Below are 22,173 nucleotides of genomic sequence, written 5' to 3'. Positions count from 1 at the left end.
GCATAACGAAGTACCCAATGACCGTTCAGGGCGCTCGCGCCCTGGAAGAGGAGCACACTCACCTGACCAAAGTCGTCCGTCCGAAGCTCAGCCAGGACATCGGTACGGCTCGTGAGTTGGGTGACTTGAAGGAAAACGCCGAATACCACGCTGCTCGCGAGCAGCAGGGTATGGTTGAGGCGCGTATTCGTGACATCGAAGGCCGGATTCAGAATCAGGTCATCATTGATGTCACGACTATTCCTCACACCGGCAAAGTGATTTTCGGCACCACCGTTGAAATCGCCAACGTCGAGACTGATGAGCGCGTCACTTACCACATCGTGGGTGAGGATGAGGCGGACTTCAAACTCGGCAAGATTTCGGTGGGTTCGCCATTGGCCCGCGCCTTGATTGCCAAGGAAGAGGGTGATGTGGTTGCCGTGAAAACGCCTGGTGGCGTTATCGAGTACGAGATTGTCGAAGTTCGCCACATCTAAACGCAGGCGCCCGCTTCGTGCGGGCGCCATGCTTTGGCAACTGACTCAGATGTTATGGGTTGGCGGCCTGTGGCTGTTACATATCGGTCTGCTGCCGGTGCTTGGCCGAATTGGCCTGGCGCCGCTGCTGATCGAAGAAATTGCAGGCATGCTGGATGCGCTGATGGTGGGATTCGCCGCAGCGTGTGTGGTATTTCAGGTTTTGGTGCTGGTTCAGGCCGAGGGCCTTGCCAGTCTATGGCGGGATATTCGCGGGCAACTGCTATTGATGGCGCTGTATGCGTGTGCGATGTACTTCGCAGCGCGGATTGGCTGGCCGGAAGCGGTGCGTTGGCAGGTATTCAGCTATCTGATTCTGGGCTTTTCCGGGTTGGTGCTGGTGTTGCAGCCAGTGCCGGGATGGAGTGGCAGGGTGCGCGAAGCACACCCTTGACCCTTGCCATCACTTGAAGCGATGGACGTTCGACAGCTGCTTGTTGACGCTGAAGTTCTTGCGGTAAATCAGTGCCATCTTGCCGATGACTTGAACCAGGTCCGCTTTGCCGACCTTGCAGAGTTCTGCAATGGACGCCAGGCGGGATTCGCGATCCAGGATGTTGAGCTTGATTTTGATCAGCTCGTGATCCGCCAATGCGCGTTCAAGTTCGGCTAACACACCTTCAGTCAAACCGTTGTCAGCCACAATCAAAACCGGTTTCAGATGGTGGCCAATGGATTTGTACTGTTTCTTCTGCTCTTGAGTGAGCGGCATAATCTGACCCTTTCGTCTGGATTCTGTAAAATGGCGGCCATTTTACCCGAGGGTTCGTGGATCCGCCCAACTAATCACGACCCTTATCATCGAGGTGCCCAATGGCGCGTTCCAAGACAAGCCTTGGTTGGCTGAAAAGACATGTCAATGATCCCTATGTGAAGCAGGCGCAGAAGGATGGATACCGCTCGCGTGCGAGTTACAAACTTCTGGAGGTCCAGGAGAAATACAAGCTGATCCGTCCGGGCATGAGCGTTGTCGACCTGGGTGCAGCGCCCGGTGGCTGGTCGCAGGTCACTAGCCGGCTGATCGGTGGTCAGGGGCGTCTGATCGCCTCGGACATCCTGGAAATGGACAGCATTCCGGACGTGACTTTCATTCAGGGTGACTTCACTCAGGACGAAGTGCTGGCCCAAATCCTTGAGGCCGTCGGTAATTCGCAGGTGGACCTTGTGATTTCCGATATGGCCCCCAATATGAGTGGTACGCCTGAAGTGGACATGCCGAAAGCCATGTTTCTGTGCGAGCTGGCGCTTGATTTGGCGGAGCGGATTCTCAAGCCGGGTGGTAATTTCGTAATCAAGATTTTTCAGGGCGAAGGTTTCGATGTTTACCTGAAGGACGCTCGCAAGAAGTTCGACAAGATCCAGATGATCAAACCGGACTCCTCTCGTGGCAGCTCCCGCGAGCAGTACATGCTGGCTTGGGGCTATCGCGGTCGCAGCGAATAAAACGAGGTTTTTAGGCGGGGTGATAGGTTTTTCGTATTTCGCCTCGCGTGCATAAGCGAATATTGTGTAGAAAGTGTTTCACAAAGGGTTACAGACGGCGCCTGCCAGAGTTGTAGGTAATGTAGTAAGTTAGGCCGGTGAATATCATGCGAAGCGCGCGCCACCAGCGGCGCTTGCTTCAGAGGGTAGTTAATTGAACGATATGGCAAAGAATCTGATCCTGTGGTTGATCATCGCGGCTGTCCTGGTGACAGTGATGAACAACTTCTCCAGCCCTAACGAGCCGCAGACCCTCAACTATTCCGACTTCATCCAGCAGGTCAAGGATGGCAAGGTCGAGCGCGTGGCGGTTGATGGCTACGTGATTACCGGCAAGCGCAACGATGGCGACAGCTTCAAGACCATTCGTCCGGCAATCCAGGACAACGGCCTGATCGGCGACCTGGTGGACAACCACGTCGTGGTCGAAGGCAAGCAACCTGAACAGCAAAGCATCTGGACCCAACTCCTGGTCGCAAGCTTCCCGATCCTGGTAATTATCGCCGTATTCATGTTCTTCATGCGGCAGATGCAGGGCGGTGCTGGTGGCAAAGGTGGCCCGATGAGCTTTGGCAAGAGCAAGGCACGCCTGCTCTCCGAAGATCAGGTGAAAACCACCCTGGCTGACGTTGCCGGTTGCGACGAAGCCAAGGAAGAAGTCGGAGAACTGGTCGAGTTCCTGCGCGATCCGGGCAAGTTCCAACGCCTGGGCGGTCGCATTCCTCGTGGCGTGCTGATGGTCGGTCCTCCGGGTACCGGTAAAACCTTGCTCGCCAAGGCGATTGCAGGCGAAGCCAAAGTGCCGTTCTTCACCATTTCCGGTTCCGACTTCGTCGAAATGTTCGTCGGTGTGGGTGCCAGCCGTGTTCGCGATATGTTTGAGCAGGCCAAGAAGCACGCCCCCTGCATCATCTTCATCGACGAAATCGACGCCGTTGGTCGCCATCGTGGCGCCGGCATGGGCGGCGGTCATGACGAGCGCGAGCAGACTCTCAACCAGTTGCTGGTTGAGATGGATGGCTTCGAAATGAACGATGGCATCATCGTGATTGCCGCGACCAACCGTCCAGACGTACTCGACCCTGCGCTGCTGCGTCCGGGGCGTTTCGACCGTCAGGTTGTGGTGGGTCTGCCGGATATCCGCGGTCGCGAACAGATTCTCAAGGTCCACATGCGCAAAGTGCCAATGGGTGACGACGTCGCTCCGGCAGTGATCGCTCGTGGTACGCCTGGCTTCTCCGGTGCCGACCTGGCCAACCTGGTCAACGAAGCGTCGCTGTTCGCTGCTCGTGCCGGCAAACGCATCGTCGAGATGAAAGAGTTCGAACTGGCGAAAGACAAGATCATGATGGGCGCCGAGCGCAAATCCATGGTGATGTCCGAGAAAGAAAAACAGAACACCGCTTACCACGAGGCGGGCCACGCTATCGTTGGTCGCGTCGTGCCTGAGCATGATCCGGTTTACAAGGTATCGATCATCCCGCGCGGTCGTGCGCTGGGTGTGACCATGTTCCTCCCGGAAGAAGATCGCTACAGCCTGTCCAAGCGTGCGTTGATCAGCCAGATCTGCTCGCTGTACGGTGGTCGTATCGCTGAAGAAATGACCCTGGGCTTCGATGGTGTCACCACCGGTGCATCCAACGACATCATGCGTGCCAGCCAGATTGCGCGGAACATGGTGACCAAGTGGGGCCTGTCCGAGAAACTCGGTCCGTTGATGTACGCCGAAGAAGAGGGTGAAGTGTTCCTCGGTCGCGGCGGCGGTGGTCAGAGTGCGAGCTTCTCTGGTGAGACAGCCAAGCTGATCGACTCCGAAGTGCGCAGCATCATCGATCAGTGCTACGGCACGGCCAAGCAGATTCTCACGGACAACCGTGACAAGCTCGATGCCATGGCTGATGCCCTGATGAAGTATGAAACCATTGATGCCGAGCAGATCGACGACATCATGGCTGGACGTACACCTCGCGAACCTCGCGACTGGTCTGGTGGCACTGGTACATCCGGTACACCTCCAGCAGTACAGGATGAGCGTCCGGAAACACCTATCGGCGGTCCCGCTGCTGACGTTTAAGGTTTGAAATGACTTCTGTTCAGTCCTCGACCCGGTTGCCTTGCGGCAACCGGGTTCTTGATTTGGCCCAGACGCATGTCATGGGCATTCTCAATGTCACTCCCGATTCCTTTTCCGACGGTGGCCAGTACAGCCAGCTTGATGCAGCCTTGCGTCATGCTGAAGCAATGGTGGCGGCTGGCGCGACGCTGATTGATGTCGGCGGAGAGTCGACACGGCCAGGCGCCAGGGCAGTGTCGCCGCTTGAGGAGCTTGAGCGTGTAGCGCCGATCGTCGAGCGGATTAACCGCGAATTGGATGTGATTATATCGGTTGATACTTCCACGCCAGCCGTCATGCGCGAAACTGCGCGGCTGGGAGCCGGGTTGATCAACGACGTGCGTGCACTGCGTCGCGACGGCGCTCTGGATGCGGCAGCGGCAACAGGGCTGCCCGTCTGTCTGATGCACATGCTCGGTGAGCCGGGCGATATGCAGGATAATCCGCACTACCAGGACGTTACGAAAGAGGTGGCTGAGTTTCTTGCCGAACGTATGGCTCAGTGCGCGTCAGCAGGTATTCCGGCTGAGCGGATCATCCTCGATCCGGGCTTTGGCTTCGCTAAAACCCTGCAGCACAATTTAAGCTTGTTCAAACATATGGAAGCCTTGCATGTCTTTGGGCGTCCCCTGTTGGTCGGGGTTTCGCGAAAGAGCATGATAGGTCAGGCACTGAATCGCCCGGTGGATGAGCGCTTGTATGGCGGTCTCGCTCTCGCAGCGCTGGCATCACAAAAGGGTGCGCGTATATTGCGCGTCCACGATGTTGCTGAAACAGTCGATGTGGTGAGGATGATTGCCGCAGTGGAATCAGCCGAATAAGAATGATGGAGTACCTATGACTAAGAAATACTTTGGCACCGACGGCATTCGTGGTCGGGTCGGTGAGTACCCGATTACTCCTGATTTCATGCTCAAGCTCGGTTGGGCTGCTGGCATGGCGTTCCGCAAAATGGGCGCATGCAAGGTGCTGGTGGGCAAGGACACTCGAATCTCGGGGTACATGTTCGAATCGGCACTTGAGGCTGGGTTAACGTCGGCCGGCGCTGACGTAATGCTTCTGGGCCCGATGCCGACACCCGCCATCGCCTACCTGACGCGTACTTTTCATGCCGAAGCCGGCATTGTGATCAGTGCCTCGCACAATCCACATGACGATAACGGCATCAAGTTTTTCTCCGGCAAGGGAACCAAGCTTCCGGATGAAATCGAGCACATGATCGAAGAGCTGCTCGACACGCCGATGACCGTGGTCGAGTCGAGCAAGATTGGCAAGGTCTCGCGAATCAACGACGCCTCGGGTCGTTATATTGAATTCTGCAAAAGTAGTGTGCCAACCGGCACCAGCTTTTCGGGTTTGAAGATCGTCATCGACTGCGCCCATGGTGCAACGTACAAGGTGGCGCCTAGCGTATTCCGTGAGCTGGGGGCCGATGTCGTAGTCCTGTCCGCGCAGCCTAACGGATTGAACATCAACGACAACTGCGGTTCGACTCACATGGGGCAGCTGCAGGCTGCTGTTCTGGCTGAGCACGCTGATCTGGGTATCGCATTCGATGGTGATGGCGACCGTGTCCTGATGGTTGATCACACCGGTGTCATTGTTGATGGTGATGAGTTGTTGTTCATCATTGCTCGCGATCTGCACGAGCAGGGCAAGTTGCAGGGTGGTGTAGTCGGTACGCTGATGAGTAACCTGGGCCTGGAGCTGGCCTTGGCGGATCTGGCGATTCCATTTGTCCGCGCCAATGTCGGTGATCGTTATGTGATCGCTGAGCTGTTGGAGCGCAACTGGTTGGTAGGTGGTGAGAACTCGGGTCATATCGTTTGTTTCAACCACACCACTACCGGTGATGCGATCATCGCTGCGCTTCAAGTGCTGTTAGCGCTGAAAACGCGCTCAGAAGGGTTGGCTCAAACGCGTCAGGCGTTGCGCAAGTGCCCGCAGGTGTTGATCAATGTGCGCTTCGGCGGTGGTGCAAGCCCCCTTGATAATCCATCGGTCAAGGAGGCGAGCGAGCGCGTGACCAAGGCTATGGCGGGTCGCGGGCGCGTGCTCTTGCGCAAGTCCGGAACAGAGCCGTTGGTACGCGTGATGGTTGAAGGCGAAGACGAAACACAGGTTCGCGGCTACGCCGAAGAGCTGGCAAAACTGGTTACTGAAGTTTCTGCCTGAATTCGGCTTGCCAGCCATGATTGTGTTGGGTAACATCTGCGCCCACTTTGACCGACGAGGTACAGCATGCGTCGCCCTATGGTAGCTGGTAACTGGAAGATGCACGGTACCCGCGCCAGCGTCGCTGAGCTGATCAACGGCCTTAGTCGTTTGGCGTTGCCGAGCGGTGTTGATGTCGCGGTATTCCCGCCTTGCCTGCATATCAATCAAGTGATTGATAGCTTGAAAGGAAAGTCGATTTCGGTCGGCGCGCAGAACTCTGCGGTGGAATCCGGGCAAGGTGCATTGACCGGTGAGGTTTCTCCGAGTCAGTTGGTGGATGCAGGTTGTTCCCTGGTGCTTGTCGGGCACTCTGAGCGCCGCCAGATAATGGGCGAGCAAGATGAGATGCTGATCCGCAAGTTCGCAGCGGCACAGGCAGGCGGCTTGATTCCGGTGTTGTGTATTGGGGAGACCCTTGAGCAGCGTGAAGCCGGTAAGACTCTTGAGGTTGTCTCGCGTCAGCTGGGCAGTATCATGGGCGAGTTGGGTGTCGAGGCATTCGCCAATGCAGTAATTGCTTACGAGCCGGTCTGGGCCATTGGCACCGGGCTGACTGCTTCGCCGCAACAAGCGCAGGATGTGCATGCAGCCATTCGCGCACAGTTGGCGGAAAAGAATTCTGAAGTCGCACAAGGTGTGCGGCTTCTATACGGCGGCAGCGTGAAGGCGGCCAATGCGGTCGAACTGTTCGGCATGCCGGATATCGATGGGGGGCTCATTGGTGGAGCTTCCCTGAATGCAGATGAGTTCGGTGCGATCATTCGCGCCGCGGGAAACTGAAAAAATGCTGGAAACAGTCGTAGTCGTTTTTCATCTGCTGGGTGCATTGGGCGTAGTAGCTCTCGTATTGCTGCAGCAGGGTAAAGGTGCGGACGCTGGCGCGTCTTTCGGAGCAGGTGCTTCAAATACTGTATTCGGAAGCCAAGGTTCTGCTACCTTTCTTAGTAAGTTTACTGCTATACTTGCCGCAGGTTTCTTCATAACCAGCTTAGGGTTAGGTTACTTTGCTAAAGAGAAAGCTCATCAGCTGACTCAAGTAGGTCTCCCAAATCCAGCAGTGTTGGAAGTTCCAAAGCAACAACCGGCTTCTGATGATGTTCCGGTGCTTCAAGAGCAAAAGTCGGCTACTCCAGCGACTGACGTGCCTCCAGCTCAAGAGCAGAAGTAAGAAGGGTTTCAAACGTAGTATGCCGAGGTGGTGGAATTGGTAGACACGCAACCTTGAGGTGGTTGTGCCCATAGGGTGTAGGGGTTCGAGTCCCCTTCTCGGTACCAATTAGTCAGGAGAGCCCGCTGTTGCGGGCTTTCTTGCAGGTGGAAGGTTACATTGACCCTGTAGGGGATCGGTCGTATACTTCCGCCCCAGCTTTGTCGCGGGGTGGAGCAGTCTGGTAGCTCGTCGGGCTCATAACCCGAAGGTCGTCGGTTCAAATCCGGCCCCCGCAACCAGTTTAAGGAGCCCCTTTTAAGGGGCTTTTTGTTAGCTGGACACTTTCAACGCCGCTGTTCGACGGCGTTTCAAGGATGGGCGTTTCGCCCATTTTTTTATTTTGCATAGCATGCACATACATGCACGAGGGGGTTCAGGTGTCGAGCAAGCTAGAAGAGTTGCAGGCCTTGCTGGCCCCGGTGGTCGTGGCCCTAGGCTATGAATGCTGGGGTATTGAGTTTTCGGCTCAAGGTCGCCACTCAATGTTGCGCGTTTATATCGATAAAGAGGGCGGCGTGCTGGTGGACGATTGCGCCATTGTCAGCCGTCAGATCAGCGGTGTGCTGGATGTTGAAGATCCAATTTCCGTTGAATACACCCTTGAAGTTTCCTCGCCTGGCATGGAACGCCCGCTGTTCACTCTTGAGCAGTTTGCAAAATTTGCCGGTGAACAAGTGAAGATCAAGCTGCGCTCGCCTTTTGAAGGTCGACGCAACTTTCAGGGCCTTCTGCGCGGTGTAGAAGAGCAGGATGTCGTGGTGCAGGTAGAAGACCATGAGTTCCTGTTGCCGATCGATATGATCGACAAGGCCAACATTATTCCCAGTTTTGACTGAGACGCGGATCCCGCGGATCCAATGGCTTGCGAAAGGCGAGGCGTACGATGAGCAAAGAAGTACTGCTGGTTGTTGAGTCGGTATCCAATGAAAAGGGCGTACCGGCAAACGTGATTTTTGAAGCGCTGGAGCTGGCTCTGGCCACTGCTACCAAAAAGCGTTTCGAGGACGAAGTTGATCTGCGTGTGGAAATTAACCGCCACACCGGTGCTTACGAGACCTTCCGTCGCTGGACGGTCGTCGAAGAGGCAGACCTGGACGATCCGGCCATCGAAACCTGGCCGAGCAAGGTTGCCGAAACGCATCCTGGCGCCAAGGTTGGCGATGTTGTCGAAGAGAAAATCGAGTCCATCGAATTCGGCCGTATCGCTGCACAGACTGCCAAGCAAGTCATCGTGCAGAAAGTTCGCGAAGCCGAGCGCGCTCAGGTTGTTGACGCTTACCGCGAGCGCCTGGGTGAAATCATCTCCGGCACCGTGAAGAAAGTGACCCGCGACAACGTGATCGTTGATCTGGGCAACAACGCCGAAGCGTTGCTGGCCCGTGAAGACATCATTTCTCGCGAAACCTTCCGGGTTGGCGTGCGTCTGCGTGCGCTGCTCAAGGAAATCCGCACCGAGAACCGCGGCCCGCAGCTGATCCTGTCGCGTACCGCGCCGGAAATGCTGATCGAGTTGTTCCGCATCGAAGTGCCGGAAATTGCTGAAGGCCTGATCGAAGTAATGGCTGCGTCCCGTGATCCGGGTTCGCGCGCCAAGATCGCCGTCCGCTCCAAGGACAAACGCATCGACCCGCAGGGCGCTTGCATCGGTATGCGCGGTTCGCGCGTCCAGGCAGTGTCGGGTGAGTTGGGCGGTGAGCGTGTTGATATCGTCCTGTGGGACGACAACCCGGCTCAGTTCGTGATCAACGCCATGTCCCCGGCTGAGGTTGCGGCAATTATCGTTGACGAAGATGCCCATGCAATGGACATCGCCGTTGGCGCAGACAATCTGGCTCAGGCCATTGGTCGCGGTGGTCAGAACGTGCGTCTGGCTAGCCAGTTGACTGGCTGGACCCTGAACGTGATGACCGAATCGGACATCCAGGCTAAGCAGCAAGCAGAAACCGGCGACATCCTGCGCAACTTCATCGACGAGCTGGAAGTCGACGAAGATTTGGCTCAGGTGCTGGTAGATGAAGGCTTCACCAGCCTGGAAGAGATTGCCTACGTACCGTTGGAAGAAATGCTCAACATCGACGGCTTTGACGAAGAAACCGTCAACGAGCTTCGCGCTCGTGCCAAGGATCGTTTGTTGACCAAAGCCATCGCTACTGAGGAAAAGCTGGCAGACGCCCATCCGGCCGAAGACCTGCTCTCGCTTGAGGGTATGGACAAGGATTTGGCGATGGAACTGGCGGTGCGCGGCGTAATTACCCGCGAAGACCTGGCCGAGCAGTCTATTGACGACCTGCTCGACATCGACGGCATTGACGATGATCGTGCCGGCAAGTTGATCATGGCCGCCCGAGCCCACTGGTTCGAGTAATTAGGCGCGGCCTGAGGAGAGAAGTGCATGACGCAAGTCACGGTGAAACAACTGGCCGATGAGGTCAAAACACCGGTAGAGCGCCTGTTGCAGCAGATGCGTGAGGCAGGTCTGCCGCACACCGCCGCCGAAGAAAGTGTGACTGACAGTGAGAAGCAATCGTTGCTGACTCACTTGAAAAGCAGCCACAAGGCGAAAGTGGAAGAACCACGCAAGATTACGCTGCAGCGTAAAACCACCAGCACCCTGCGTGTTGCTGGCAGCAAAAGCATCAGCGTTGAAGTACGCAAGAAGAAAGTCTTCGTACAGCGCAGCCCGGAAGAAATCGAAGCCGAGCGCAAGCGTGAACTGGATGAGCGTCGCGCAGTAGAAAATGCTGCACGTCAAAAGGCTGAAGAAGAAGCCAAGCGTCGCGCCGAAGAAGAAGCGCGTCGCCAGCCTGCTGCTGCGCCGACCGCTCAAGCCGAATCTGTTGCAGCGCCTGCTGCGGTGGCCGAGCCAGTTCGCGAAAGCGCACCGGTTGTGGCGGCTGCTCCAGCTCCTGCGGCGGACACTCGCAAGCGTGACGAACAACGCCGTCCGGACAAGCCACGTGCCGACGATAACAATCGTCGCGGTAGCGGCGATGGCGAGCGCAAAAACGCTCCGCATCGTGCGTCGGTCAAGGAAAAAGCGCCTGCTCCACGCGTTGCCCCACGTACTACCGACGAAGAAAGCGATGGCTTCCGTCGTGGTGGTCGCGGCAAGGCCAAGCTGAAAAAGCGCAACGCCCACGGTTTCCAGAGCCCAACCGGCCCTGTCGTGCGCGAAGTGAAAATCGGCGAGACCATCACTGTGGGCGATCTCGCTCAACAGATGTCGGTCAAGGCTGCTGAAATCATCAAGTTCATGTTCAAACTGGGTACTCCAGCGACCATCAACCAGGTACTCGATCAGGAAACTGCTCAACTGGTAGCTGAAGAGCTGGGCCATAAAGTGACCCTGGTCAGCGACACCGCCCTGGAAGATTCCCTGGCCGAGTCCCTGAAGTTTGAAGGTGAGGCTGTTTCCCGTGCACCAGTCGTGACCGTAATGGGCCACGTTGACCACGGTAAAACTTCCCTGCTCGACTACATCCGTCGTGCCAAGGTAGCTGCTGGCGAAGCCGGTGGTATTACCCAGCACATCGGCGCATACCACGTTGAAACCGACCGTGGCATGGTTACGTTCCTCGACACCCCTGGTCACGCCGCGTTTACCGCAATGCGTGCCCGTGGTGCCAAGGCGACCGACATCGTGATCCTGGTGGTTGCAGCGGACGACGGCGTGATGCCGCAAACCATCGAAGCTGTTCAGCACGCTAAGGCTGCTGGGGTTCCGTTGGTTGTCGCAGTGAACAAGATCGACAAGCCGGGCGCTGATCTCGATCGCATCCGTAGCGAACTGTCGGTTCACGGCGTGACGTCGGAAGAGTGGGGTGGTGACACGCCATTCGTACCGGTCTCGGCGAAGATGGGTACTGGCGTCGACGAACTGCTCGAAGCCGTATTGCTGCAGGCCGAAGTTCTGGAACTGACTGCTACTCCGTCGGCTCCTGGCCGTGGTGTCGTGGTTGAATCGCGTCTGGACAAGGGCCGCGGCCCGGTAGCGACCGTTCTGGTTCAAGACGGTACCCTGCGCCAAGGCGACATGGTACTGGTCGGTTCGAACTATGGTCGCGTTCGCGCCATGCTCGACGAGAACGGCAAGCCAATCAAGGAAGCGGGTCCTGCCATCCCTGTCGAGATTCTCGGCCTGGACGGTACCCCGGACGCTGGCGACGAGATGAGCGTGGTTGCCGACGAGAAGAAAGCCCGTGAAGTGGCTCTGTTCCGTCAAGGCAAGTTCCGCGAAGTCAAGTTGGCCCGCGCTCACGCCGGCAAGCTGGAAAACATCTTCGAAAACATGGGCCAGGAAGAGAAGAAGACGCTCAACATCGTCCTCAAATCCGACGTCCGTGGTTCGCTGGAAGCGTTGAACGGTGCCTTGAACGGCCTGGGTAACGATGAAGTGCAAGTGCGCGTGGTCGGTGGCGGTGTCGGTGGTATCACCGAATCCGACGCCAACCTGGCACTGGCCTCCAACGCTGTACTGTTCGGCTTCAACGTGCGTGCCGATGCTGGCGCTCGCAAGATCGTCGAGCAGGAAGGTCTGGATATGCGTTACTACAACGTGATCTACGACATCATCGAAGACGTCAAGAAAGCCCTGACCGGTATGCTCGGCAGCGATGTTCGCGAGAACATCCTGGGTATCGCCGAAGTGCGTGACGTGTTCCGTTCGCCGAAGTTTGGCGCGATCGCCGGTTGCATGGTTGTCGAAGGTGTTGTTCACCGTAACCGTCCAATCCGTGTACTGCGTGAAGACATCGTTATCTTCGAAGGCGAGCTGGAATCCCTGCGCCGCTTCAAGGATGACGCTTCCGAAGTACGTGCCGGCATGGAATGCGGTATCGGCGTGAAGAGCTACAACGACGTCAAAGTCGGTGACAAGATCGAAGTCTTCGAGAAGGTTCAGGTTGCTCGCAGCCTCTAACTCGCGCACTTCAAGAGCCGTGATGGGCAGCCGCATGAAAATGCACGGCGCATCAGTCGAACTCTAAACGCAACGCCCGGTCTGGCTTCTGTCAGGCCGGGCGTTTGCCGCTTTCAGACCTCACGGGTTTCGCCGTGGGGCAGTAACAGGTAACAAGACATGGCAAAAGAATATAGCCGTACCCAACGCATTGGCGATCAGATGCAGCGCGAGCTGGCACAACTGATCCGTCGTGAAGTCAAAGACCCGCGCGTCGGCCTGGTCACCATTACCGCTGTGGAAGTCAGCCGTGACGTCGGTCACGCGAAGATTTTCATCACCGTGATGGGTCAGGACAGCGCTGAAGACATCGCACAGAGCATCAAGGTGCTCAACTCTGCCGCTGGTTTCCTGCGCATGCAGTTGGCCCGCGAGATGAAGCTGCGCAGCGTTCCACAGTTGCACTTCCACTACGACGAAAGCGTCGTGCGTGGTGCGCACCTGTCGGCATTGATCGAGCGTGCAGTGGCTGAAGACAATCAGCATCCGGTTGCGGCAGAAGCCGAAGACACCAAGGAGTAATCGGTGGCTCAGGTCAAACGTATCCGTCGTAACGTCAGCGGCATCATCCTGCTCGACAAGCCGCTGGGGTTCACCTCCAACGCCGCGTTGCAGAAGGTTCGCTGGTTGCTCAACGCCGAGAAGGCCGGTCACACCGGCAGTCTCGATCCGCTGGCCACCGGCGTGCTGCCGCTGTGCTTCGGTGAGGCCACCAAGTTCTCGCAATACCTGCTCGATTCCGACAAGGGTTACGAAACCCTGGCGCAACTGGGCAAGACCACCACCACGGCAGATGCCGAGGGTGAAGTTTTGCAGGAACGCCCGGTGACCGTTGGTCGCGCCGATGTCGAAGCGGTTTTGCCGAAATTTCGTGGGCAAATCAGTCAGATACCACCGATGTACTCGGCACTCAAGCGTGACGGGCAGCCGCTGTACAAGCTGGCCCGTGCTGGCGAAGTAGTGGAGCGCGAACCGCGTTCTGTTACTATTGCGCGCTTGGAATTGCTGGCCTTCGAAGGCGATACTGCGCGGCTGGCGGTGGATTGCAGCAAAGGCACCTATATCCGTACCCTGGTGGAGGATATTGGTGAGCAACTCGGTTGTGGCGCTTACGTTGCAGAACTGCGACGTACCCAGGCCGGGCCTTTCACGCTGGCGCAGACGGTCACCCTGGAAGAGTTGGAAGCGGTACATGCCGAAGGCGGCAACGAAGCGGTTGATCGCTTCCTGATGCCATCGGACAGCGGCCTGCTGGATTGGCCACTGTTGCAGTTCTCGGAGCACAGCTCGTTCTACTGGCTCAACGGCCAGCCGGTACGCGCCCCGGATGCACCGAAGTTTGGCATGGTACGGGTACAGGATCACAATGGTCGCTTCATCGGTATCGGTGAAGTGAGCGAAGACGGGCGCATCGCGCCACGTCGACTGATTCGGTCAGAATGACCGGACGAGGGTGGCTGTTAACAGGCACGGTCACTACTCATTTTTAGATACAGGGATTTGTCCCTGGCCTGTTGAAGCTGTTTTTCTGAAACAGTTTCCTGATAAAAGGATTGCCTCATGGCTCTCGACGTTCAAGAAAAAGCTCAAATCGTAGCTGACTACCAGCAAGCTGTTGGTGACACTGGTTCGCCAGAAGTGCAAGTTGCACTGCTGACCCACAACATCAACAAGCTGCAAGGTCACTTCAAGGCCAACGGTAAAGATCACCACTCCCGTCGTGGTCTGATCCGCATGGTAAACCAGCGTCGTAAGCTGCTGGACTACCTGAAAGGCAAGGACGTGAGCCGTTACAGCGCTCTGATCGCTCGCCTGGGTCTGCGTCGCTAATAAGCGATTGCGCTAGAGGTTGGTTGTCTGTCGTGCGCCAGTGGGTTTCCCGCTGGCGCATGGCAGGCTCCCAGCCTCAAGTTTTATCTGGATACACGTTTTACCCTGGACAATCCTGTCGGGCCGATTCCCGGCGTTGCCCAAGAATTTCGCAAGAAACCAGTTTCCCCAAGAGCCACAAAAGAAGGTAGGACACCGTGAACCCGGTAATCAAAAAATTCCAGTTCGGTCAGTCGACCGTTACCCTCGAGACTGGCCGTATCGCCCGTCAAGCCTCCGGCGCAGTATTGGTCACCGTTGACGACGACGTCAGCGTATTGGTGACCGTAGTCGGTGCCAAGCAAGCCGATCCAGGCAAGGGCTTCTTCCCTCTGTCTGTTCACTACCAGGAAAAGACTTACGCTGCCGGTAAGATCCCTGGCGGTTTCTTCAAGCGTGAAGGCCGTCCTTCCGAGAAAGAAACCCTGACTTCCCGACTGATCGACCGTCCGATCCGTCCGCTGTTCCCAGAAGGTTTCATGAACGAAGTGCAGGTTGTCTGCACCGTCGTTTCCACCAGCAAGAAGACCGATCCGGACATCGCTGCGATGATCGGTACCTCGGCTGCCCTGGCGATCTCCGGCATTCCTTTCGATGGCCCGATCGGCGCTGCCCGCGTTGCGTTCCACGAAAGCACCGGCTACCTGCTGAACCCGACTTACGAACAACAGAAAGCTTCGAGCCTGGACATGGTCGTTGCCGGTACTTCGGAAGCCGTTCTGATGGTTGAATCGGAAGCCAAAGAGCTGACCGAAGACCAGATGCTGGGCGCGGTACTGTTTGCTCACGACGAGTTCCAGGTTGTGATCAACGCTGTTAAAGAACTGGCTGCCGAAGCTGCCAAGCCGACCTGGACCTGGGCTCCACAGCCAGAGGCCACTGCTCTGCTGGGCGCTATCCGTGCCGAGTTCGGCGAAGCAATCTCCCAGGCTTACACCATCACCATCAAGGCCGACCGTTACGCTCGCCTGGGTGAGCTGAAGGATCAGGTTGTTGCCAAGCTGTCCGGCGAAGAAGGTCAACCGACTTCCGCTGAAGTCAAAGCTGCTTTCGGCGAAATCGAATACCGCACCGTTCGCGAAAACATTGTAAACGGCAAGCCACGTATCGACGGTCGCGACACCAAGACCGTACGTCCTCTGAACATCGAAGTCGGTGTTCTGCCAAAGACCCACGGTTCGGCCCTGTTCACCCGTGGCGAAACCCAGGCTCTGGTAGTCGCAACTCTGGGTACTGCCCGTGACGCACAGTTGCTGGACACTCTCGAAGGCGAGAAAAAAGACCCGTTCATGCTGCACTACAACTTCCCGCCGTTCTCGGTAGGTGAGTGTGGTCGCATGGGTGGCGCTGGTCGTCGCGAAATCGGTCACGGCCGTCTGGCCCGTCGTTCGATTTCAGCCATGCTGCCAGCCGCTGACGTGTTCCCGTACACCATCCGCGTTGTATCGGAAATCACCGAGTCCAACGGTTCGAGCTCCATGGCTTCGGTCTGCGGCGCTTCCCTGGCACTGATGGATGCCGGCGTTCCGATGAAGGCACCGGTTGCCGGTATCGCCATGGGTCTGGTTAAAGAGGGCGAGAAATTCGCCATCCTGACCGACATCCTGGGTGACGAAGACCACCTGGGCGACATGGACTTCAAAGTAGCCGGTACCGCCAAAGGTGTGACCGCGCTGCAGATGGACATCAAGATCAAAGGCATCACCGAAGAAATCATGGAAATCGCTCTGGGCCAAGCCCTGGAAGCGCGCCTGAACATCCTCGGTCAGATGAACCAGATCATTGGCCAGTCGCGTACCGAGCTGTCGGAAAACGCTCCGACCATGATCGCGATGAAAATCGACACCGACAAAATCCGTGATGTCATCGGTAAAGGCGGCGCGACCATTCGTGCGATCTGTGAAGAGACCAAGGCTTCGATCGACATCGAAGACGACGGCTCGATCAAGATCTTCGGCGAAACCAAGGAAGCAGCTGAAGCTGCCCGTCAGCGCGTTCTGGGTATCACCGCTGAAGCCGAGATCGGCAAGATCTACGTCGGTAAGGTTGAGCGCATCGTCGACTTCGGCGCATTCGTCAACATCCTGCCGGGCAAGGACGGTCTGGTTCACATCTCCATGCTGAGCGACGCTCGCGTTGAGAAAGTGACCGACATCCTGAAAGAAGGCCAGGAAGTGGAAGTGCTGGTACTGGACGTGGACAACCGCGGCCGTATCAAGCTGTCCATCAAAGACGTAGCAGCAGCCAAGGCTTCGGGCGTTTAATCACCCCCTGGCTTTAGCGCAATAAAAATGCCCCGCCGTGAAAACGGCGGGGCATTTTTTTTGGTTCCCTCTAGGAGCCGGCTTGCTGGCGATGGATTCAAATGCGCCGCATTCGACCTGCCTGCCCGCGTTATCGTTAACGACCATCGCCCGCAAGCCGGCTCCTACAGAGGTACGCGGCACTCTCGCGTCGAGGGCTGGAGCTGCGTTGGGACGATCTTCTGATTTAGCGGTGTTCGAAGTTGCCTGACTCCATGGTCAGTGCTAGGTTTAGCCCACCGCCCGTGTAGCTCAGTTGGTAGAGCAGCGCACTCGTAACGCGAAGGTCGCAGGTTCGACTCCTGTCTCGGGCACCAGCGATACGTTGTTTTCAGATGATCCCGAATGGTTCTGAAGGCCAGACAAACCGGGCAGTAAACGGTTTTTTGCGTCAGAGAGATCCTTGATGATCCAGATCCATCTTCCATTCCTCAGATCAAAGAGAACGCCATGACCGTTAAAGAATTGACCCAAGAAGCCAGACACGAAGAAGCGCTCAAGAAGTATTTGCTGGATTCGCCCCAGCTAGCGGATGAGATCAAGGACCTGCCGGCCGATGATCAGAAAGACCAGATTCAGTGGGCCTTCGAAGACGAGGCAGAAGCCCAGGGCTTACAGCCGTGGGAGCTGACACTCAAGTACACCTCGACTCCGGAAGAGTTCGAGGCCGCGCGCCTGGTATTACACAAGGAAGCGGCGGAAGTGTTGGGTGTCGAGTGGGAAGAGTACTGCGAGATGAACAATCTGGTGGTCTGACAGCAACGCTCTTGTAGGAGCCTGGCTTGCCGGCGATAGCGTCCTTGAGATCGCCATCGCCGGCAAGCCGGGCTCCTACAGGTTTGTGATGCGGATCAGAGACTGAGACGCATCGATAGATCCACAGCCTTCACATCCTTGGTCATCGCACCGATCGAAATGTAATCCACCCCGGTTTCGGCAATCGGCAGCAACGTGCTTTCGTTGATACCGCCGCTGGCCTCCAGCTTTGCCTTGCCGTTGTTCAGGCGCACGGCTTCGCGCATGTCATCCAGGCTCAGTTCGTCGAGCATGATGATGTCGGCCCCAGCCGCCAACGCTTCTTTCAGCTCATCCAGGCTTTCCACTTCAATCTCGACCGGTTTACCCGGTGCGATCTTGTGCGCGGCAGCGATCGCCTGCGGGATACCCCCACTGGCGGCGATATGGTTTTCCTTGATCAGGAAAGCGTCATACAGACCGATGCGGTGATTGTGGCAGCCGCCGCAGGTCACCGCGTACTTCTGCGCCAGGCGCAGCCCCGGCAGGGTCTTGCGGGTGTCGAGCAACTTCACTTGAGTCTGGGCAACGTAATCCGCCAGGTATCGCGCACGAGTGGCCACGCCGGACAGCAGTTGCAGGAAATTCAGGGCGCTACGTTCGCCCGTCAGCAGCGAGCGGGCCGGGCCTTCGAGGTGGAACAACACCTGGTTGGGTTTGACGCGTTCGCCGTCGGCGACCTGCCAATGCACCGCGACCCGAGGGTCCAGTTGCCGAAACACATTATCCACCCACGCCGTGCCGCAGATGACGGCCGCATCGCGGGTGATGATGGTGGCTTTAGCCAGGCGTTCGGCCGGGATCAGCTGCGCGGTGATGTCGCCGCTACCGATGTCTTCGAGCAACGCACGGCGCACGTTGGCTTCGATTTCGGCGGTCAAATCGGCGAGACGTAGATTCGGCATAACGGACTCCACAAACAAAGTGCTCCGATTATAGGGCCATGGTGCTGGCCAACCCAAGGCGCCTGAAGTGATCCCATCGCTCTCGGGCCTGCATTTGGTCGATCTCGCAAGTGATCGGGGCAATTGGAAAACGAGGTGCAGAGTCTTCTGGCACAAGCGGGACGTTTTACAAGATAATTCGCCTTGTAATTGACGTCATGGCGTTGACGGATCGAAGAATATTTTTCAGGAGGCTGGATGCACAACGACGGGAATGTAGTGCCTTTGCGCAGGGCGACTACCGACCAGGCGATTCATACGCCGCTCGCCCGCCTGCCTGTGATTCTGCTTCAGGTCCGCGACAAGGCCACCCAGCAGCTCAGGCAGGCTCTGCAGGCACTGTTCGATAACGCCGACGACACCCTCTTTGAAATGGCCGACGAGGCTCGCACCGGCGCCGATCAGAGCATTTTCTTTCAAGCCATGCGCGACTTGCGCCTCAAGCGCAAAAGTATCGAGCGGGTCTTTTTCGAGCAATTCTTCGAAGCTTTTGTCAGCCTGACCCAGTACAGCGCCACGCACACGGTCCTGCCTCAGCCTTTGCCTGTCGACACCCGCAAAGCGCTGACCGATGACGAGGTGGAGCGCACCGTAGCGGTGGAAGCGATGGTCAACAAGGTGCTGAACCGTGATGGTTACGCACTCGACCAACTCACCGCCCGCCTCAGTACACTGCTGGGCAGATCGCTGATGGAGCAGCACAACCCCATGGGGCCGACGATGCTCTGCGCGTTTTTCTTGCAGGCCGGGCGCAACCTGGGGGTGGAGATCCAGGTCAAGTTGATCGTCCTCAAGCTGTTCGAGCGCTATGTGCTCAGCGATGCTGGTCGACTCTACACCGACGCCAACCAGCTGCTGATCGCTACCGGTGTGCTGTCTGGTCTCACGTCCGCTCCGATAGGCCAGATAGCGGATGACGCGGCCAGTGTTCCTTCGCAAGCGCACAGTCAGGCGCAGGTGCCGGCGATCGACGTGGCCGATGAGGACGTGATCAATCTGATCGCTATGCTCTTCGACTACTTTCATGATGACCGCACTTTGCCAGGATCCTTCAAGCCATTGATCGCCCGGCTACAGATTCCACTGGTGAAAGTGGCGGTGCTCGACAAGAGCTTCTTCAGTCGTAGCAGCCATCCCGCGCGGCGTCTGCTTAATGAGATCGCCAATGCGACGTTGGGCTGGAGTGAGGGTGATGACCCTCAGCGCGACGGACTTTACCTGTGCGTTGAACAGGTCGTGCAGCGCCTCTTGACCGAATTTGTTGATGACCCGGCGATATTTTCCGAGTCGCTGGCCGATTTCCTGGCGTTCACCAGTGATGAACGTCGTCGCAGTGAATCGTTGGAGCAACGTATCCGCGATGCTGAAGAGGGTCGTGCCAGAGCTGGTTTGGCCCGCCAGCGCGTCGAGCAGGCGTTGAATCACGCCATGCGCGGAAAAGTCCTGCCTCAGGGTGTGGTGCTGTTTGTCCTGCAGGCCTGGAGCAAGGTGTTGCTGCTGACTTGCCTCAAGCACGGCGACCAATCGACGCAGTGGCATGCCGCGGTGCAAACCATGGAGCAGTTGATCTGGAGCGTCCAACGCCATGACGAACCCGATGCACGGTCGCACTTGTTGGCGCTGGTGCCGGGTTTGCTCAAGGCGTTGCGCGAGGGCTTGAGCGGTTCGGCGTTCGATCCGTTCGCCACGGCCGGGTTTTTCAGTGAACTGGAAGGCTTGCACGTTCAATTGTTTGAACACGGCACCCAAGCCACACCGCTTGCAGGGGCGCCGATGATGATCGAAGTGCTGGAAGAAGTGGTTTTGCCGAGGGCCGATGAATCCCCGGTCGATACAGTTTCGGTGCGTTTGCCGGCGGACGATGCGGGCTTGCGTCAATTCGATCAATTGAGCGTTGGTAGCTGGGTCGAGTTTCAGGAAAACCCTCAGCGCTGCAAACTGGCGGCGATCAACGAAACCAGCGGTCAGTACATTTTCGTCAACCGCTCGGGTATGAAGGTGCTGGAGCGCAGCCGCACCCAGCTCGCCATCGAATTTCGTCATGGCGTGGTACAAGCTCTGGATGACACCTTGCTGTTTGATCGGGCTCTGGAGTCGGTGATCGGTAAGCTGCAGCGCCTCGATCGCGGCAAGTGATCGCATGCCGAGGGTCTATCGCGGCATACTGGGCACCAACACAGTCGTCGTTGAAGGAATTTGTATGCAGTTGGACCCCGCAAGCGGTTGGTGTCAGGACGTGCATTTATGCCCCTCGCCCAACTTCAATGCGCGCCCCTCGGGCGAAATCTCCCTGCTGGTGATCCACAACATCAGCCTGCCGCCGGCGCAGTTCGCCACAGGCAAGGTGCAGGAGTTTTTCCAGAATCGCCTGGATGTCACGGAACACCCGTACTTTGAGGGGATTGCCGATCTGCGGGTGTCTGCGCATTTTCTGATTGAGCGTGACGGCACCGTCACTCAGTTTGTCTCTTGCCTGGAGCGCGCCTGGCACGCCGGTGTTTCGATTTTCGAGGGACGGGAAACCTGTAACGATTTTTCCGTGGGCATCGAGTTGGAAGGCACGGATGATCTGCCGTTCACCGATGCTCAATATGACGCATTGACGGTGTTGACCCGGCAGCTGCAAAACACCTTTCCGGCCATCACCGCACAGCGCATCTGCGGGCACAGCGACATCGCGCCCGGGCGCAAGACCGATCCGGGCCCTGCGTTCGACTGGGCACGCTATCGCACGGCCCTGCTACGAGAGGAAGGACAATGAGTTTTCTGGTGTTGCTGTTGGCGGTGTGGATCGAGAAATTCTCGGCCCTGCGCCACCAGATTCAACGTGATGGCGGTTGGGTGCGCGAGTTGCACAAGCTTGAATCCAGCCCGCGTCTGACGAAGCGTCCGTGGCTGGTTCTGGTCGTGATGGTGTTGTTGCCCGTGGCGTTGCTGGGCTTGCTGTTGGTGGTCCTGGATCCGGTGGCCTACGGTTTGTTGGCGTTGCCGGTGCACCTGCTGGTGGTGATTTACAGCCTGGGACGCGGTGACCTGCTGGGCGGTCTCGGGCCTTTTCGCGATGCCTGGCGTCGCGAAGACCTGCAAGCTGCGGCCCATGTCGCCAAGCGTGACCTCGACATCTGCGCCGACAGTGGCGAGCAACTGCTGGAACGGGTCGAAGCTCATCTGTTGTGGGAGGCTTACCAGAGCTTTTTTGCGGTGATTTTCTGGTATTTCCTGTTGGGACCGGTCGCGGCGCTGGCCTATCGACTGCTGGCCCTGGCCGAAGAACACGGGCAAAATCCGACTGTGGTCGAGCGCGCAGGACAATTGCGCCATGCCTTCGACTGGCTGCCGGTACGCCTGCTGGCGGCCAGTTTTGCCCTGGTGGGTAATTTCGTCGCGGTCAGTCGGGTGATGTTGCACGAATTGTTGAACTGGAACATCAGCGCGGCCCAATTGATCGAGAAGGCCGGACTGGTGGCCGGTGAAATTCCGGCTCCGGTGGTCGGGCCTGAAGGCATCAACAACCTTGACCGGATCTGGGAGTTGCTGCTGCGGGCGGCAGTGCTCTGGTATGCGGGTTTTGCGTTGTGGACCGTGATGCCCTGATCCGGGATTAAAAATCAAAAGATCGCAGCCTGCGGCAGCTCCTACATGGATCGCGTACTACCGATAATCGGATGCACGCACCCCTGTAGGAGCTGCCGGAGGCTGCGATCTTTTTGCCATTAACCTTAAGTTACAAAACTTCCCGCCGATTTAAGTTATACAGAGACAGCG

At 57.4% G+C, this 22,173-nt stretch carries 21 protein-coding genes and 3 tRNA genes; 22 read left to right on the top strand and 2 right to left on the bottom strand.

Features of this window, described 5'->3' with window-relative positions:
- The first annotated feature begins 2 nt into the window (after positions 1-2).
- Both greA and NL64_RS12270 read left to right on the top strand, forming a co-directional pair.
- The gene (greA, locus tag NL64_RS12275) at positions 3-479 is read left to right on the top strand and encodes a transcription elongation factor GreA (RefSeq protein WP_034148383.1); all 477 of its coding nucleotides are present in this window, start codon (positions 3-5) and stop codon (positions 477-479) included.
- Between the two features lie 28 nt (positions 480-507).
- Complete coding sequence (locus NL64_RS12270) at positions 508-912, top strand: hypothetical protein (protein ID WP_034148340.1); 405 nt, start codon at positions 508-510, stop codon at positions 910-912.
- Positions 913-921: 9 nt separating this feature from the next.
- On the opposite strand, the gene NL64_RS12265 is transcribed toward NL64_RS12270, so the two are convergent.
- A complete protein-coding gene (locus NL64_RS12265) occupies positions 922-1,230 on the bottom strand; it encodes a YhbY family RNA-binding protein (protein WP_007942889.1) in 309 nt (102 codons plus the stop codon).
- 101 nt (positions 1,231-1,331) lie between these two features.
- Between NL64_RS12265 and rlmE the strand changes: the two genes are divergently transcribed.
- The 17 genes from rlmE (at position 1,332) to NL64_RS12180 (ending at position 17,425) form a co-directional block, all read left to right on the top strand.
- A complete protein-coding gene (gene rlmE, locus NL64_RS12260; protein ID WP_034148339.1) occupies positions 1,332-1,961 on the top strand; it encodes a 23S rRNA (uridine(2552)-2'-O)-methyltransferase RlmE in 630 nt (209 codons plus the stop codon).
- 202 nt (positions 1,962-2,163) lie between these two features.
- Positions 2,164-4,074 (top strand): ATP-dependent zinc metalloprotease FtsH, encoded by a 1,911-nt coding sequence (gene ftsH / locus NL64_RS12255; RefSeq protein WP_034148338.1) that lies wholly within the window; start codon positions 2,164-2,166, stop codon positions 4,072-4,074.
- 8 nt (positions 4,075-4,082) lie between these two features.
- A complete protein-coding gene (folP, locus tag NL64_RS12250; RefSeq protein WP_034148337.1) occupies positions 4,083-4,934 on the top strand; it encodes a dihydropteroate synthase in 852 nt (283 codons plus the stop codon).
- A gap of 16 nt (positions 4,935-4,950) precedes the next feature.
- Complete coding sequence (glmM, locus tag NL64_RS12245; protein ID WP_034148336.1) at positions 4,951-6,288, top strand: phosphoglucosamine mutase; 1,338 nt, start codon at positions 4,951-4,953, stop codon at positions 6,286-6,288.
- Positions 6,289-6,354: 66 nt separating this feature from the next.
- Positions 6,355-7,110, top strand: a complete 756-nt coding sequence (tpiA, locus tag NL64_RS12240; RefSeq protein WP_034148335.1) for a triose-phosphate isomerase — start codon at positions 6,355-6,357, stop codon at positions 7,108-7,110.
- A 4-nt stretch (positions 7,111-7,114) separates the two neighbouring features.
- Positions 7,115-7,498, top strand: coding sequence for a preprotein translocase subunit SecG (gene secG / locus NL64_RS12235; protein WP_034148334.1), 384 nt, complete (start codon positions 7,115-7,117; stop codon positions 7,496-7,498).
- A gap of 21 nt (positions 7,499-7,519) precedes the next feature.
- Positions 7,520-7,605: transfer RNA gene (locus tag NL64_RS12230), tRNA-Leu, on the top strand.
- A gap of 97 nt (positions 7,606-7,702) precedes the next feature.
- A tRNA-Met gene (locus tag NL64_RS12225) sits at positions 7,703-7,779 on the top strand.
- Positions 7,780-7,917: 138 nt separating this feature from the next.
- A complete protein-coding gene (gene rimP / locus NL64_RS12220; RefSeq protein ID WP_007973115.1) occupies positions 7,918-8,376 on the top strand; it encodes a ribosome maturation factor RimP in 459 nt (152 codons plus the stop codon).
- Positions 8,377-8,423: 47 nt separating this feature from the next.
- Complete coding sequence (gene nusA / locus NL64_RS12215) at positions 8,424-9,905, top strand: transcription termination factor NusA (RefSeq protein WP_007900474.1); 1,482 nt, start codon at positions 8,424-8,426, stop codon at positions 9,903-9,905.
- Positions 9,906-9,932: 27 nt separating this feature from the next.
- Positions 9,933-12,458, top strand: coding sequence for a translation initiation factor IF-2 (gene infB, locus NL64_RS12210; protein ID WP_034148333.1), 2,526 nt, complete (start codon positions 9,933-9,935; stop codon positions 12,456-12,458).
- Between the two features lie 159 nt (positions 12,459-12,617).
- Positions 12,618-13,019: a 30S ribosome-binding factor RbfA gene (gene rbfA / locus NL64_RS12205; RefSeq protein WP_034148332.1), complete on the top strand. Its 402-nt coding sequence runs from the start codon at positions 12,618-12,620 to the stop codon at positions 13,017-13,019.
- 3 nt (positions 13,020-13,022) lie between these two features.
- Complete coding sequence (truB, locus tag NL64_RS12200; protein ID WP_034148331.1) at positions 13,023-13,940, top strand: tRNA pseudouridine(55) synthase TruB; 918 nt, start codon at positions 13,023-13,025, stop codon at positions 13,938-13,940.
- Between the two features lie 117 nt (positions 13,941-14,057).
- Positions 14,058-14,327 carry a 30S ribosomal protein S15 gene (gene rpsO / locus NL64_RS12195; RefSeq protein ID WP_003197723.1) on the top strand — a complete coding sequence of 90 codons (270 nt, stop codon included), beginning with the start codon at positions 14,058-14,060 and terminating at the stop codon, positions 14,325-14,327.
- 197 nt (positions 14,328-14,524) lie between these two features.
- Positions 14,525-16,630 carry a polyribonucleotide nucleotidyltransferase gene (pnp, locus tag NL64_RS12190; protein ID WP_034148330.1) on the top strand — a complete coding sequence of 702 codons (2,106 nt, stop codon included), beginning with the start codon at positions 14,525-14,527 and terminating at the stop codon, positions 16,628-16,630.
- 280 nt (positions 16,631-16,910) lie between these two features.
- A tRNA-Thr gene (locus NL64_RS12185) sits at positions 16,911-16,986 on the top strand.
- Positions 16,987-17,119: 133 nt separating this feature from the next.
- Positions 17,120-17,425, top strand: coding sequence for a DUF6388 family protein (locus NL64_RS12180; protein ID WP_034148329.1), 306 nt, complete (start codon positions 17,120-17,122; stop codon positions 17,423-17,425).
- Positions 17,426-17,520: 95 nt separating this feature from the next.
- Here NL64_RS12180 and nadC read toward each other — a convergent pair whose 3' ends face one another.
- Entirely contained in the window at positions 17,521-18,369 is an 849-nt protein-coding gene (nadC, locus tag NL64_RS12175; protein ID WP_034148328.1) for a carboxylating nicotinate-nucleotide diphosphorylase, read from the bottom strand.
- Positions 18,370-18,606: 237 nt separating this feature from the next.
- Here nadC and NL64_RS12170 point away from each other — a divergent pair, with 237 nt between their 5' ends.
- From NL64_RS12170 to ampE, 3 genes are all read left to right on the top strand, one after another.
- Complete coding sequence (locus NL64_RS12170) at positions 18,607-20,544, top strand: DUF1631 domain-containing protein (protein ID WP_034148327.1); 1,938 nt, start codon at positions 18,607-18,609, stop codon at positions 20,542-20,544.
- 64 nt (positions 20,545-20,608) lie between these two features.
- Entirely contained in the window at positions 20,609-21,169 is a 561-nt protein-coding gene (ampD, locus tag NL64_RS12165) for a 1,6-anhydro-N-acetylmuramyl-L-alanine amidase AmpD (RefSeq protein WP_034148326.1), read from the top strand.
- Positions 21,166-22,002, top strand: coding sequence for a regulatory signaling modulator protein AmpE (gene ampE, locus NL64_RS12160; protein WP_034148325.1), 837 nt, complete (start codon positions 21,166-21,168; stop codon positions 22,000-22,002). Before ampD ends, ampE begins: the two co-directional genes overlap by 4 nt.
- Positions 22,003-22,173 lie beyond the last annotated feature (171 nt).

The organism is Pseudomonas fluorescens, from assembly GCF_000802965.1.
Lineage (GTDB): Bacteria > Pseudomonadota > Gammaproteobacteria > Pseudomonadales > Pseudomonadaceae > Aquipseudomonas > Aquipseudomonas fluorescens_A.
This window is presented reverse-complemented; position numbering and strand designations above follow the sequence as displayed.